The 12,898-nt window shown below is 75.0% G+C and carries 13 protein-coding genes; 7 read left to right on the top strand and 6 right to left on the bottom strand.

The genetic code is table 11. The features are described 5' to 3' along the window. Positions 1-288: 288 nt before the first annotated feature. Positions 289-4,068 (top strand): PQQ-dependent sugar dehydrogenase, encoded by a 3,780-nt coding sequence (locus tag ABIE39_RS02490; protein ID WP_175009823.1) that lies wholly within the window; start codon positions 289-291, stop codon positions 4,066-4,068. 147 nt (positions 4,069-4,215) lie between these two features. Here ABIE39_RS02490 and ABIE39_RS02495 read toward each other — a convergent pair whose 3' ends face one another. The 3 genes from ABIE39_RS02495 to ABIE39_RS02505 are packed head-to-tail and all read right to left on the bottom strand — an operon-like array spanning position 4,216 to position 6,222. Then, a complete protein-coding gene (locus tag ABIE39_RS02495) occupies positions 4,216-4,839 on the bottom strand; it encodes a DUF3618 domain-containing protein (protein WP_209829789.1) in 624 nt (207 codons plus the stop codon). After that, the gene (locus ABIE39_RS02500) at positions 4,836-5,264 is read right to left on the bottom strand and encodes a phage holin family protein (protein ID WP_074807324.1); all 429 of its coding nucleotides are present in this window, start codon (positions 5,262-5,264) and stop codon (positions 4,836-4,838) included. The genes ABIE39_RS02495 and ABIE39_RS02500 overlap by 4 nt, the downstream gene beginning before the upstream one ends. 58 nt (positions 5,265-5,322) lie before the next feature. Continuing rightward, positions 5,323-6,222: a hypothetical protein gene (locus tag ABIE39_RS02505; RefSeq protein WP_175009821.1), complete on the bottom strand. Its 900-nt coding sequence runs from the start codon at positions 6,220-6,222 to the stop codon at positions 5,323-5,325. A gap of 352 nt (positions 6,223-6,574) precedes the next feature. On the opposite strand from ABIE39_RS02505, the gene ABIE39_RS02510 reads away from it, so the two are divergent. Genes ABIE39_RS02510 through ABIE39_RS02520 form a run of 3 tightly spaced genes read left to right on the top strand, consistent with a single transcriptional unit; the run spans position 6,575 to position 9,070 of the window. Next, the gene (locus tag ABIE39_RS02510) at positions 6,575-7,771 is read left to right on the top strand and encodes an iron-containing redox enzyme family protein (RefSeq protein WP_354050288.1); all 1,197 of its coding nucleotides are present in this window, start codon (positions 6,575-6,577) and stop codon (positions 7,769-7,771) included. After that, positions 7,764-8,768, top strand: coding sequence for a glycosyltransferase family 2 protein (locus ABIE39_RS02515; RefSeq protein ID WP_354050290.1), 1,005 nt, complete (start codon positions 7,764-7,766; stop codon positions 8,766-8,768). The genes ABIE39_RS02510 and ABIE39_RS02515 overlap by 8 nt, the downstream gene beginning before the upstream one ends. Continuing rightward, positions 8,765-9,070, top strand: coding sequence for a CDGSH iron-sulfur domain-containing protein (locus tag ABIE39_RS02520; protein WP_354050291.1), 306 nt, complete (start codon positions 8,765-8,767; stop codon positions 9,068-9,070). The genes ABIE39_RS02515 and ABIE39_RS02520 overlap by 4 nt, the downstream gene beginning before the upstream one ends. Here ABIE39_RS02520 and ABIE39_RS02525 read toward each other — a convergent pair. Both ABIE39_RS02525 and ABIE39_RS02530 read right to left on the bottom strand, forming a co-directional pair. After that, positions 9,004-9,846 carry an SDR family NAD(P)-dependent oxidoreductase gene (locus ABIE39_RS02525; RefSeq protein ID WP_354050292.1) on the bottom strand — a complete coding sequence of 281 codons (843 nt, stop codon included), beginning with the start codon at positions 9,844-9,846 and terminating at the stop codon, positions 9,004-9,006. The two genes, ABIE39_RS02520 and ABIE39_RS02525, sit on opposite strands and share 67 nt — an antisense overlap. Further along, positions 9,843-10,442: a DUF2231 domain-containing protein gene (locus ABIE39_RS02530; protein ID WP_354050293.1), complete on the bottom strand. Its 600-nt coding sequence runs from the start codon at positions 10,440-10,442 to the stop codon at positions 9,843-9,845. Before ABIE39_RS02530 ends, ABIE39_RS02525 begins: the two co-directional genes overlap by 4 nt. A gap of 434 nt (positions 10,443-10,876) precedes the next feature. Here ABIE39_RS02530 and ABIE39_RS02535 point away from each other — a divergent pair, with 434 nt between their 5' ends. Beyond that, positions 10,877-11,758: a manganese catalase gene (locus ABIE39_RS02535; RefSeq protein WP_209829795.1), complete on the top strand. Its 882-nt coding sequence runs from the start codon at positions 10,877-10,879 to the stop codon at positions 11,756-11,758. 11 nt (positions 11,759-11,769) lie between these two features. Beyond that, a complete protein-coding gene (locus tag ABIE39_RS02540; protein ID WP_175009815.1) occupies positions 11,770-11,952 on the top strand; it encodes a hypothetical protein in 183 nt (60 codons plus the stop codon). A 53-nt stretch (positions 11,953-12,005) separates the two neighbouring features. Here ABIE39_RS02540 and ABIE39_RS02545 read toward each other — a convergent pair whose 3' ends face one another. Beyond that, positions 12,006-12,185 (bottom strand): hypothetical protein, encoded by a 180-nt coding sequence (locus ABIE39_RS02545; protein WP_354050294.1) that lies wholly within the window; start codon positions 12,183-12,185, stop codon positions 12,006-12,008. Positions 12,186-12,404: 219 nt separating this feature from the next. Here ABIE39_RS02545 and ABIE39_RS02550 point away from each other — a divergent pair, with 219 nt between their 5' ends. Beyond that, the gene (locus tag ABIE39_RS02550; RefSeq protein WP_175009814.1) at positions 12,405-12,839 is read left to right on the top strand and encodes a DUF6098 family protein; all 435 of its coding nucleotides are present in this window, start codon (positions 12,405-12,407) and stop codon (positions 12,837-12,839) included. Positions 12,840-12,898 lie beyond the last annotated feature (59 nt).

Here is a 12,898-nt window from a genome sequence, read left to right on the forward strand (position 1 = left end):
ACCCGCCGACCCACCAGGAAGAGCGACCTCCTGGTCGGTTTTCGTGAGCAGCCCGGCCGAACTTTTCGTCTCGATATTTCAACTTCTGACTTGGCAGCAGCGAAAGTCCGACCTAGGGTCGAACGCAGCGCGGGGCCAGGACGGCGCCGCGCAGGCCCCGGTCCCCGGGGCCGTCCACCCATCCGGGTCGACCGATCAGCGGCGATCGTCGAGCAGCGGCATCGAGCACAGGTGCCGCGCTGCTGGTCGGGGACCACGGGCTCCTCGATCTACGTCAAGGAGGACGTTGTGCACAGACCATCCACGAGCCGACGCAGGCTCGCCCGAGGTGCCGCGGCGGCGCTGTCCGCCGCGTTGCTCGTCCCGCTCGCGTTGAGCGGTGCGAGCGCGCACCCCGGCCACGGCGGGGACGAGACCGCCGCCGAGGCCGCGCAGGACGACGCGGCACTCGACTGGAACAACTACGAGAAGGTCCTGCTGAGCAAGGACACCGGCGAGCCGATCGACCTCGCCGTCCTGCCCGACTCGCGGGTCCTGCACACGGCGCGCGACGGCGTCGTCCGCCTCACCGACACCGCGACCGGGCGGACGACGCAGATCGCGAAGCTCGACGTCTACGCCAACTCCGAGGACGGGCTGCAGGGCATCTCCCTGGACCCGGACTTCGAGGAGAACGGGTTCGTCTACCTCGTGTACGCGCCCCGCGTCATGGAGGGCACCTCGCCCACCGGGGTCGAGTACCCCGAGACGACGCCGCAGGGCAGCGCGCCGAACTCGCTCCCCGCGGGCGAGGACGAGAGCTACTGGGACCGCTGGCTGGGCTACAACCAGCTCTCGCGGTTCACGTGGGACGCGGAGAGCAGCACGCTCGACCTGGACAGCGAGCGCGCGATCCTCAAGGTCGACGCGCAGCGCGGCCAGTGCTGCCACGTCGGCGCCGACATGGCGTGGGACGCCGAGGGCAACCTCTTCCTGTCCACGGGTGACAACACCCCGGCCGGCGCCCCCGGCGCCGACGGGTACGCCCCGAACAACAACGCGCCCGGCATGAACCCCGGGTTCGACGACCGCCGCAGCGCGGGCAACACGAACGACCTGCGCGGCGCGATCCTGCGGATCAACCCGATCGAGGACATCGCCCCCGGCACGGAGGTCGGGCCCGGCACCACGTACACGATCCCCGAGGGCAACCTCTTCGACGACCCGCAGTACGAGGGGTCCGAGGACCTGGTGCGCGAGGAGATCTACGTGATGGGGGTGCGCAACCCCTTCCGGATCGACTACGACCTCGAGTCCGGCGCGCTCGTCTGGGGCGACTACGGTCCCGACGCGGCGAACGCGAACCCCGACCGCGGCCCGATGGGCTACGTCGAGTGGCAGCTCACGACCGAGCCGATCAACGGCGGCTGGCCCTACTGCCACGGGCCCAACGCGAACTACAACGAGTGGGACTTCGCGACGGGCACGCCCGGCGAGTGGTTCGACTGCGAGGCCGGCGCGAAGAACAACTCCACGTGGAACACCGGTCTGGACGTCGTCCCGCCGGCCACCGCGCCGCAGGTCTACTACGGCGACCGCCCCGGCGACCAGCCGGAGCTGCTCGACCCGCTGGTCGAGCTGGGCGGCGGCGGCCAGGCGCCCATGGGCGGCCCGATCTTCCGCTCCGCCGACTACCCCGACGCGCCGGGCAAGTTCCCCGCGTACTGGGACGGCAAGCCGTTCATGGCGGAGTTCTCCCAGGACTACGTCGTCGCGTTCACGCTCGACGAGCTCTCGTCGGCCGGTGAGGTCACCGCGGTCGAGGACTTCCTGCCCAACGCGCACCTGGAGACGGTGAACCAGCCGATCTGGGACAACGTCATGGACATGGAGTTCGGTCCGGACGGGTCCATGTACGTCCTGGAGTACGGGGACGGCTTCTTCCGCCAGAACCCGGACGCCGGGCTGTACCGCATCACCTACGGGTCGGAGAACAAGACGCCGCGCGCGGCGATCTCCGCCTCCCCGGTGTCGGGCAGCGACGCGCCGCTCGAGGTGACGTTCGACGCCTCGGCGACCACGGACGCGGAGACCCCGAACGAGGGCCTGACCTTCGACTGGGACTTCGACGCCGACGGCGAGTACGACGCGCAGGGCGAGACGGTGACGCACACGTTCACCGAGCGCGGGCGGTTCGCGGTGCAGCTGCGCGTCACCGACCCGGAGGGCAACTTCGGCCTCGCGATCCAGCAGGTCACCGTCGGCAACACCGCCCCGGAGATCACGCTGAGCCAGCCCGACGGGGCCGTCTTCGACTGGGGCGACGCCGTCCCGTACACCGTCTCGGTGCAGGACGCCGAGGACGGCGACGAGCCGGTGTGCACCAACATCCAGTACACGTTCGGCCTCGGCCACAACGAGCACGCCCACCCCGAGGTGAGCGGGCGCGCCGCGGTCACCGAGGACGGCTGCGGCTTCACGATCCAGACGAGCCCCGACGCCGTCGAGCACGGCGAGGGCGAGAAGATCTTCGGCACGCTGGTCGTCACGTACACGGACAAGGCCCAGGGTGACGTCCCCGCCATCACCGGCGAGGCCACGCACATCCTCAAGCCGCAGGCGCAGCAGGCCGAGTGGTACGACGCGGCCGAGGGCGTCGAGGTCGTCGAGGACCCGGCGGCGAACGCCGGCCGCTACGTCACCTCGTTCGACGAGGGCGACTCGTTCACCTACCGGCCGCTCGCGCTCGTGCACGCCCCGACGGGCGAGGCCGTCGACGAGGTCACCGTCCGCGGCAGCGGCGAGGGCACCGTCACGCTGAGCTGGCAGGGCGCGGGGGCCGAGGCCACCGAGCCGCTCGCCGACTTCGCCTTCACGGGCGAGGGCTGGCAGGACGTCACGCAGACGCTGAGCAGCGTGCCCGAGGGCACCGGCTCGGTCGTCGTGACGACCACCGGTGGCGTGGACGTCGACGCGGTGACGTTCGCCGTGGGCGAGGGCAGCACCGAGCCGGTCGTCGTGCCGGCCGAGCAGGTGTCCATCCAGATGTTCTCGCTCATCCCGTGGGTCAACGAGGCGGGCCTCCCGGCCGTGCTCGAGCGCCTGTCGGAGATCGGCTTCAAGAACATCGAGCCCTTCGGCGGCAACTTCTCCGGCTACACCGCCGAGGAGTTCCGTGCGCTGGCCGACTCCTACGGCCTGAGCGTGAAGTCGTCGCACTACAACGTCGACGAGGCCACGTTCGACGCGACCCTGGACTACGTGGGGACGCTCGGCCAGGAGTACGTCGGCTCGGGCGGCTGGCCCGCGCCGGGGATCGGCACCTACGAGAACACGCTCGCGACGGCCGAGGCCATGAACCGGCTCGGGGAGCGGGCGGTCGACGCCGGCTTCACGAAGTTCTTCGGCCACAACCACGACGGCGAGTTCCGCACGACGTACGAGCACGAGGGGGAGACGCTCTCGGCCTGGGAGATCCTGGTCCGCGAGACGAACCCCGAGTACGTCACGTTCCAGCTCGACGTCGCGTGGGCCGCCCACGCGGGCGTCGACGTCCCGGCGCTCATCGAGCAGTACGGCGACCGGATCGAGCTGCTCCACGTCAAGGACGCCACGGGCCTGAACGCGGGCGGCCGCCCGTCGTTCACCAACCTGGGCGAGGGCGAGGTGCCGCTCCAGGAGATCCTCACGGCGGCGCAGGAGGCCGGCGTCGCGTACTACGTCCTCGAGTGGGACCAGGCGCCCGACGGCGAGGACTTCGCGGCCCACGGCTTCGAGTACCTCACCGGCGTCCCCGCCGGCGAGGCCGGGCCCGACGTCACGGCGACCGCGCAGGCGCGCTGCCTCGCGGGCAAGACCTACGTCGCGGTCCGCGCCCTCAACGAGGACGACGTCCCGCTCACGGTGACGCTCGAGACGCCGTACGGCACGAAGACGGTCGAGAACGTCGCCCCGGGTGCGAACGCCTACCAGTCGTTCGCGGTCCGCTCCGGCGAGGTCGAGGCCGGCTCCGCGACGGTCACCGCCACCGACGCCGAGGGGAGGACGGCCACGGTCACGGCCGAGCACGACGCGCTGTCGTGCGGCTGACACCGGCCTGACGCGCAGGAGCGCCGGGTGAGGCGGACGTCCGACGCCGCCTCACCCGGCGCTCGCGCGTCCGGGCACCGACCGCTCCGCACACGCACGGCGGCCCGGGTGACGTACGCGTCACCCGGGCCGCCGTCGTGCGGGCTGTCAGCCCTCCTTGACCTGGTCGCGGACGTCCGCCGCGGCCTCCTTGCCGTGCTGCCCCACGGACTGCGCGGCGTCCTTCGCGGCGTCGCGGACGGCCTCGGCGCCCTCCTTCGCGGGCTCCTTGAGATCCTGCACGACCTCCTGCGCCGTGGACTTCACGTCCTCGACGAGCGGCGCCGCCTTCTCCTTGACCCCGACGGCGGCGCGCTGCTCGGCGCGGCTCGACGGGAGGAGGGAGGCGACGACGAGCCCCACGCCGAAGGCCACGAGGCCGACGGCGAGGGGGTTGCCCTGCGTCTGCTCGCGCACCGCCCGCGGGGCGGAGCCCACGGTGTCGGCGACCGAGGACGCCGTGCTGCGCGCCGAGTCGGCGACCGACGAGGCCGCCTCGCGCCCGCGGTCGGCGACGCCGTGCGACGTGTCCCGGGCCGAGTCGACCGTGTCGTGGGCGCTGCCCATGACGCGGTCCTTGACGCTCGTCACGCCCGACCGCACCCGGTCCACCTGGCGGCGCGCCACGTTGCCGGGCTTGACCTTCTCCCCGAGGGCGTCGACGTCGCGGCTCAGCTCGGTCCGCGTGCGCTCGATGTCCGCCCGGATCTCCTCCGGATCGCTGGTGCTCATGAGTTCTTCTCCTCGTGTCCTCGGACGGCGTTCGGGATCTTCTTGAGGGTGTCCGTGGTCTCGGGCATGCCCTCGACCGTGCGCAGCTCCTTGCGTCCGCGCGCCGCGAGCACCGCGGCGACGATCGCCCACAGCACCGCGACGACGACGGCCGACCAGCCGCGGCCCATGACGGCGCCGAGCGCCCACCACAGCGCCACGGAGAGGAACAGCAGGACCATGTGGCCCGCCACCCCGGCGCCGGCGAGCATCCCGGCGCCCTTCCCGGCGCGCTGCGCCGACTGCTTGGCCTCCGCCTTGGCGAGCTCGACCTCCTGGCGCATGAGCGTCGACAGGTCGCGGCTCACCTCGGCGACGAGCTCGCCGATGCTCTGCTGCTCGGCCTGCTGGTCCGCGGACGTCGGCACGGGCTGCGGCGTGGCCACGCCCGGGTCGGGGCCGCTGCCCGTCGTGTGCCGGCCGGTGCCCGCCGCGGCGAACGGGTCAGGGGTGTACGACATCGGGGCCACCTCCCGGCCGGGCGCCCGAGCCGGGCGTCGTGGGCGGGTACGTCGGGGGAACGCCCTCGGCCGACGTCGGGACGTCGGGGTCGTGCGCCAGGCGGTCGTTCGCGAGGCCCGGGTACGCGCCCGCCGTGCCGATGTCGGGCGCGCCGGTCCCCGCGCCGCCGGTCGTGCCCGGCACGCCGGTGGTCCCGGTCGTGCCGGTGGTCGTCGCCGTGGTCGACCCGCCGGTCGAGCCCGTGGTCGTGCCGAGCGGTGCGGCGTGCGCGCCGCGCGTCGCGGACGTCGTCGACCCGGACGTCGACCCGGTGCCGCCGTCCTGCGCGCGGTCGGAGCCGGTGTCCGGCGCGTCCTTCATGCCGCGCACGAGCCGTCCGACCAGCAGGCCGGCCCCGGCGGCGAGGAGGAGGAACGTGCCCGGACGGCGCCGGGCGAAGCTCTCGACCTCGTGCAGCACCGACGCGGGCTCACGGTCCTCGAACCACTGCGCCACCTGCCCGGTGGCGTCCCCGGCGCGCCGCACCAGGTCGGTCGCGTAGCCCGGGTCCTCGGTGCCGTCCGCCATCTGGCGGAGCTCGTCACCGAGGGACCGCAGCCCGCCCGCGAGGCGCTCCTGCTGCGTGCGTGCCTGGTCGCTGAGCTCCGTCCTCGTCTGGTCGACCAGGCCGCGTGCGCGGTCCGTGGCCTCGTGCGCGACGTCGCGCGCCTTCTCCTTCGCGTCCTGCGCGACCTCCCGGCCGGCGTCGCCGGCGTGGGACGCGGCCTCGCTCGCGCGCTGCTTCACCCCGGCCGCGGCGCCGCCGCTGTCCCCGGTGTCCTGCGCCGTCCCGACACCCGGCGAACCGGGCCCCGAGCCGTACGGCACGTTCGTCTCGCTCATGGTCGGACTCCCGTCGTCGTCGCCGCTCGTGCGGCGTGACTGGCGACGGAGCGGTAGCCGTGCCGGGCTCTCGCTCCGCCGGTACGGCCACCTCCTGGACCACCCCCCACGCTAGGCGCGGACCGCGCGCACACAACTGGAGCGGGTGGTCGCGCTCAGGTGGCGAGCGGCCCTCTCGTGCAGCCGAGGCGTCACGCACCGTCGCGACCTCCCCGCAGGGCTCCCAGCAGGGCTGATGCGCCGTCGGCCGCCCGCCCGGGGGCCGGTTCGGCTCGCGAGTCGGGCGGTCCGTGGGGAGCATGGCGGTGGCGTCGAGCAGGGGCGCCGTCCGCGCGAGCGTCAGGAACCCGTGATGACCTCCACCGCCCTCCCCGCCCACGTCCCCACCGCCGGGTCGGCGACCGCGACCGGTCCGTCGGACGGGCCCGTGCCCGGTGCTCCGTCGGCGCCGGCGACGGGCCGCCTGCCGCTGCCCCGCCCACGAGGCCCGCTGAGCGCCGCGCTCCTCGCCGCGCTCGTCGAGCCCCCGGGTGCGGCCGACCGCCTGCGCCCGGTCGAGGACGCCGTCGGGCCGGCGCTGGACGCGGCGGCCGCGGAGATCCTGCGCGACGAGGACGTCCAGCTCGCCCTCACCCTCCTCTACGAGCTGCACTACCGGGGGGTCGAGGGTGTCGACGACGACTGGGAGTGGGACCCGCCGCTGCTCGCGGTGCGCGCGCGGATCGAGGCCCCGTTCGAGGCCGCGGTGCGCGAGCGCGCCGGCCAGCCGACGTGCGATGCGACCGACGCGGCCGGCGTCGCGCGACGGCTGTTCGAGCTCGCGGCGGCCGACGACGGCCCGAGCCTGTCGCGGTACGTCGCGAAACGCGCCGACGCCGGGCAGGCGCGCGAGCTCCTCGCGCTGAAGTCCCTCTACCAGCTCAAGGAAGCCGACCCGCACACGTGGGCCGTCCCGCGGCTCGCGGGCGTGCCCAAGGCGGCGCTCGTGGAGATCCAGGCGGACGAGTACGGCGGCGGTCGACCCGGCCGCATGCACGCCGAGCTGTTCGCGCGGGCGATGCGCGGCGTCGGGCTCGACGACACCTACGGCCGCTACGTCGACGCCGTGCCCGCGGTCGTGCTCGCGGCCCTGAACACGATGTCGCTGTTCGGCCTGCACCGGCGCCTGCGCGGCGCGATCGTCGGCCACCTCGCCGCGTTCGAGATGACGTCGTCGGTGCCGAGCCGCCTGTACGGCAACGGCTTCCGCCGCCTCGGGCACGACGCGGACACCACCTGGTACTTCGACGAGCACGTCGAGGCCGACGCGGTGCACGAGCAGATCGCCGCGCGCGACCTCGCGGGCCGCCTCGTCGAGCAGGAGCCGGCGCTGCGGGACGACGTCCTGCTCGGCGCGGCCGCGTGCCTGGCCGTCGAGGGTGACGTGGCCGCCCACGCGCTCGAGCGCTGGCAGCAGGGCGTCTCGGCCCTGCGCGTGCCGCTCGCGCCGGCCGTCGAGCCGCAGCCGGGCCCGGACCCGGTGCAGGAGGGCGACGCGCCGCGTGGCTGACGTGACCTACGTGCTGCCGCTGCGCCGCGAGCAGCCCGACGAGGCGGCGACGGCGGACCTGTCCGCCTACCTGCGCGACCTCGCGCGCCACGTCGAGGTCGTCGTGGCGGACGGGTCGCCCGGTCCCGTCCGTGCGCTCCACGCCGCCGCGTGGGGCGGGTCGGCGCGAACCGTCGAGGTCGGCCCGCCGCCCTCGGGCTGCAACGGGAAGGTCGTCGGCGTGCTCACCGCCCTGGCCGCGACGACCGCGCCGCGCGTCGTCGTCGCGGACGACGACGTGCGCTGGGACGCCGCGACGCTCGACCGGGCGCTCGCGGCGCTCGACGACGCCGACGCCGTCGTGCCGCAGAACGTGTTCGACCCGCTGCCGTGGCACGCGCGCTGGGACACCGCGCGCTCGCTCGTCAACCGCGCGCTCGGTCACGACTGGGGCGGCACGGTGGTGCTGCGGCGCGACGCGCTCGGCCCCGACGGGTACGACGCCCGCGTGCTGTTCGAGAACCTCGAGCTCGAGCGCACGCTGCGCGCCCACGCCAGGACGGTCGTGTACCGGCCCGACCTGCTCGTCGCCCGTCGCCCACCGACGACGCGGAAGTTCGTCGAGCAGCGCGTGCGCCAGGCCTACGACTCGTTCGCGCAGCCCGCGCGGCTCACGGCAGAGCTCGCGCTCGCCCCGCTCCTCGGTGCGTGCGTCGTGGGGACGGTGCGGGGTCGGGGCACGGCGCGCGCGGCCTGGCTGGGCGCGCTGACCGCGGTGCTGGCGAGCGCGGTCGTGCTGGCCGAGGCGGGACGACGCCGCGCGGGGGGCACCGCTGCGTGGCCCGCGTCGTCGGCGCTGTGGGCTCCCGCGTGGCTGGTCGAGCGGACCGTGTGCGTGTGGGTCGCGGTCGCCTGGCGCGCCCGCGGCGGCGTGCCGTACGCCGGCACGCGGATCCGCCGCGCCGCGCACTCGACGGCCGCGCTGCGTGGCGTGACGGCGCGGGCGGTGGCCGCATGACGGGCGCCGGGCGGACGCCGGGCGAGGAGCCCCGGGCGGAGTCGCGGGTCGAGTCGCGGGTGGAGGAGGTCACCGTCACGGCGTGCCCGGACGGGCCGCTCCTCGTGCGCGGGCCCGCGCGCCTCGTCGACCAGCAGGGCCGCGAGATCGAGAGGCGCCGCGCGACGATCGCCCTGTGCCGCTGCGGGGGCACGGCGATCCCGCCGTGGTGCGACGGGACGCACAAGGTGAACGGCTACCGCAGCGGCGAGCCCGACGACGCGGCCCGCGGCACGGCCAGCGAGGGCGGGACGGGCGCGTAGAACCAGCCGTGGAACGCGGCCCGCGCCGGCTGCGGCAGGACGCGGGCGACCGCCAGCATGGCCTTGCCCTGGACGCCGTGGACGACCTCCGGCCGGCCGTGGACGAGCGCGTCGACGGCCTGCCGCGCCACCGCGGCGGCGCTCGGCTTCGGCAGGCGCCCCACGTGCGTGCGCTCCATGCCGGCCTCCCGGAAGAACGGGGTCCGGGTGGGGCCGGGCAGGAGGGCGGTGACCGTCACGCCCGTGCCCGCGAGCTCGCCGCGCAGCGACCACGCGAACGACCGGAGGAACGCCTTCGACGCCGCGTAGGTGGCGAAGTGCGGGGCCGGCATCTCGCCCGCGACGGACGCCGTGACCAGCAGCCGACCGTGCCCCTCGGCGAGGAGGTCGGGCAGGAGCAGGTGCGTCAGGTGGGCGACGGAGCGCACGTTGAGGTCGACGAGCCGCAGCTGCGCCTCGAGCGGGGTGCGCGCGTACGCGCCGTGCACCCCGACGCCCGCGTTGAGGACGACGGTCGAGACGCCGAGCTCGCGCGCCCGTCGGGCGGTGGCCTCGACGCCGCGCGGCGTCGTGAGGTCGACCGTGAGACCCTCGTGCGTCCCGCCGTGCGCGGCCAGCTCGCCGACGGTCGCGTCGACGTCGCGGTCGGCGACGACCAGGACGTCGTGCCCGCGGCGGGCGAGCTCGTGCGCGAGCGCGCGGCCGATGCCGCTCGTCGCCCCCGTCACGAGCGCGTTCGCGCGGTCCCGCACGACCGCCGCGAGCCGCGGCGTCACGGGAGGTCCGGGACGTCGTCGTCGCCGAGCGCGACCTCGGCGGGCGGCTCGCGCAGCGCCTGGGCCAGGTGGCCGCCGAGGAACGCGCTCGCCCCGGCGAGCCCGTAGGCGGCGAGAGACACGGCGACGCCCGACCGGCGCCGGCCGCCGCGGCGCAGCAGCCACGACGCGCCGTACAGCAGCGAGACGCCGGAGTTGAGCGCGGCATGGACCGCGCCGACGCGGCGCGCGCGGCGGTCGACGTCGAGGTAGTCGGCGAGGCCCGTGAGCGCGGTCGGCGCGACCGCGAGCACGCCGAGCCCGACGAGGCGCTGCGCCGCGGGCGCGCTGCGCTCGCCCCCGACGAGGTCGAGCACGGCGGCGCTCGTCCAGAGGCCGACGGGCACGTCGGTGAGGGTCGCGTGCAGGGCGTGGCCGAGCGAGCGGCCGTGCAGCTCCTCGCGCAGCCGCCCGTGGGAGGGGACGAGGGCGAGCGCGACGCCGCGCACGGTGCCGGAGAGCCCGTCCAGTGCGGGTGAGTCCTCGAGCCGTCGGGCGAGACGCAGGAGGACGGGGGAGTCGTCGTCGTGGACGGCGGGGCCGGGGGCGTCGGGCATGGTGGCTCCTCAGGTCGTCAAGCTCCCGTTCTCGAAGCTGCGTCGACCGTAGGCACGATCGCGTGCGCTCGCGCGCGTGGGTCCGGACGCACGTCGCCCTCGTCCCGGCGGGCTCGGACGAGGGCGGTTCGCCGCGGGGCAGGCGTGCGGCGGTCTTCTTCACCGGCCGCCCCGCGACGGTCACCACGCTAGGGGCTCGGCTCCCGCGGCGGCGTCCCCCGTGGGGGGTGAAGTTCCGGCGTGTCGCGGCCCACGACCCGTCGGGCGCCGCGCCCGGACCGACGAGGTCGGGCGCCCGTCTCGCCCGTCCCCAGATGCGACCGGGTGACGGCGGCCACAGGGTGGAGGGACGCTCGACGCGTCGAGAAGGGGGCGCGTGCCGTGGTCCTCCCGTGCACGCTGGTGCGGGGAGGCGACCTCCCGAGGGAGAGAGCATGTTCTTCCACCGTCAAGAGCTCCAGCACCAGGCCACGCCGGACCGCCCGGACGCCGTCTACGCCCGCAAGCTCCAGGAGGTGCTGGGCGGGCAGTACGGCGAGATCACCGTGGCCATGCAGTACGGCTTCCAGTCCTGGAACGCCCACCTCCCCGGCAAGTACCGCGACCTGCTCTACGGCATCGGTGCCGAGGAGTTCGGGCACGTCGAGATGCTCGCGACGATGATCGCCCAGCTCCTCGAGAAGGCGCCGGTCGGCACCGTCGAGGGAGCCGTCCAGGACGACCCGACCGTGGCGGCGATCATCGGCGGCACCGACCCGCAGCACGCGATCGTCGCGGGGGCCGGTGCGCGGCCCGTCGACTCGAACGGCAACCCCTGGTCGGCCGGGTACGTGACCGCGAGCGGCAACCTGCTCGCGGACTTCACGGCCAACGCGAACGCCGAGATGCAGGGCCGCGTGCAGGTCGCGCGGCTCTACCACATGACCGACGACGCCGGCGTGAAGGACCTCCTGGCGTTCCTGCTCGCGCGCGACACGATGCACCAGAACCAGTGGCTCGCGGCGGCGCAGGAGCTGCGCGACGAGGGCGTCGAGGAGCTCCCGGTGCCCAGCACGTTCCCGCTGTCGAAGGAGGACCGCGACGTGTCCTACCAGTACATCAACTTCTCCGACGGCGAGCACGCGTCCGAGGGGCGCTGGGCGAGCGGCCCGACCCCCGACGGCAAGGGCGAGTTCACCTACGTGGCCGAGCCTCCCGCGGGCGTCCCGATGCCGCCGCCCACGACGCCCGACGAGCGCTTCCACGGCACGACCGGCAAGCCGTCGACGCTCGAGAAGGCGAAGGGCGCCGTCAAGGACGCCCTGCACAAGGACTGAGAGGAGACCGCGTGCTGCTCCTGGCGGCGCACACGCTCGCCCGTGTCGCGCGTCTCGACCTCGCCGTCGCGAGAGGCAGCTACCTCGCCCGGGGCCCGCTCCCGCCGACCATGGACCACCTCGGCCTGCGGTTCGGGCTGCGGGGCGAGACGGCCCCTCGCGGGGGCGGGCTCGTCGCGAGCGCGGCCGCGTAGACCGCACGGCGAGGGCCCGGGTGCACCGCACCCGGGCCCTCGTGCTCCGCGCGTCAGGCGTCGCCGGACGCCTGGCCGCCGGTGCGCGGGTTGACGTTCCCCGGCTCGGCGTCGGGGTCGGTGTCCTCGGACCCCGACCCGCTCGCGTGCCGCCCCTCGCGGGGGTTGAGCGACCGGGGGTCGGCGTCCGGGTCCTCGGCGGGGTCGTAGCCGCGCTCGTCGTTCTCGCTCATGTCGGCCTCCTCGGTCGCGCTCTTCGTGGTGCTCCCGCGCCCCGCACGAGCGGCGCGTCCTGCCACCGTCGCACGGCCTCCCGGCGCTCGCAGGCCTGGGGATGCCTGGCCGCCGACCCCCTCGTAGCCTGGGGACGGCGGGCGTGACCGGCAGGTCCCGTCCGTCACGGAGAGTCGAGAAGGGGCCCCGCCTGCACGACGCCAGTCCAGGAGGTCCCGATGCCCGACGCGCCCAGCACGCTCGACACGCTGCCCCGCCTGCGGAGCCTCGCGGAGGTCGCCGAGCTCGTGGAGGTGGTGCGCCCCCTCTACGTGCGGTTCAGCGGCGGTCCTGAGCAGGACGCCGAGAGCGTGAGCCGCGACCACGAGAGCGGGTGCCTGCTGCCCGGTCTCAGCGTCAACCCGCTGACGCCCGAGCCGTGGTGGGAGCGCCCGGTGGAGCACTGGGTGGCGCGCCAGCTCTGCCAGTACGCGCACCTCATGACGCCGGAGCGGTTCCCGTGGCTCCTCACGGGAGAGGTCGCGGGGCGCGGCCCGGACAGCGAGCCGCTCCTGGTGGACGTCGTCCCGGCCGCGTCGCTCGACCCGCGGGTCGTCGAGGAGGCGGGTCGGCTGTACCGGGAGGCGTTCGACCCGGGCGACGACGGGACGTGAGGAGCCGCCCGCCCACGGCCGGGCCCGCGCGCCCGCGTCGTCGAGCAGGCGTCGTCGAG

Source organism: Cellulosimicrobium sp. 4261, assembly GCF_040546915.1.
GTDB classification, from domain to species: domain Bacteria; phylum Actinomycetota; class Actinomycetes; order Actinomycetales; family Cellulomonadaceae; genus Cellulosimicrobium; species Cellulosimicrobium cinnabarinum.

Coding starts and splice junctions, on each gene's coding strand:
- ABIE39_RS02495 (WP_209829789.1), bottom strand. CDS start 4,839: ATGAGCACCAGCGATCCGGAGGAGATCCGGGCGGACATCGAGCGCACG.
- ABIE39_RS02505 (WP_175009821.1), bottom strand. CDS start 6,222: ATGAGCGAGACGAACGTGCCGTACGGCTCGGGGCCCGGTTCGCCGGGT.
- ABIE39_RS02510 (WP_354050288.1), top strand. CDS start 6,575: ATGACCTCCACCGCCCTCCCCGCCCACGTCCCCACCGCCGGGTCGGCG.
- ABIE39_RS02520 (WP_354050291.1), top strand. CDS start 8,765: ATGACGGGCGCCGGGCGGACGCCGGGCGAGGAGCCCCGGGCGGAGTCG.
- ABIE39_RS02530 (WP_354050293.1), bottom strand. CDS start 10,442: ATGCCCGACGCCCCCGGCCCCGCCGTCCACGACGACGACTCCCCCGTC.
- ABIE39_RS02535 (WP_209829795.1), top strand. CDS start 10,877: ATGTTCTTCCACCGTCAAGAGCTCCAGCACCAGGCCACGCCGGACCGC.
- ABIE39_RS02545 (WP_354050294.1), bottom strand. CDS start 12,185: ATGAGCGAGAACGACGAGCGCGGCTACGACCCCGCCGAGGACCCGGAC.
- ABIE39_RS02550 (WP_175009814.1), top strand. CDS start 12,405: ATGCCCGACGCGCCCAGCACGCTCGACACGCTGCCCCGCCTGCGGAGC.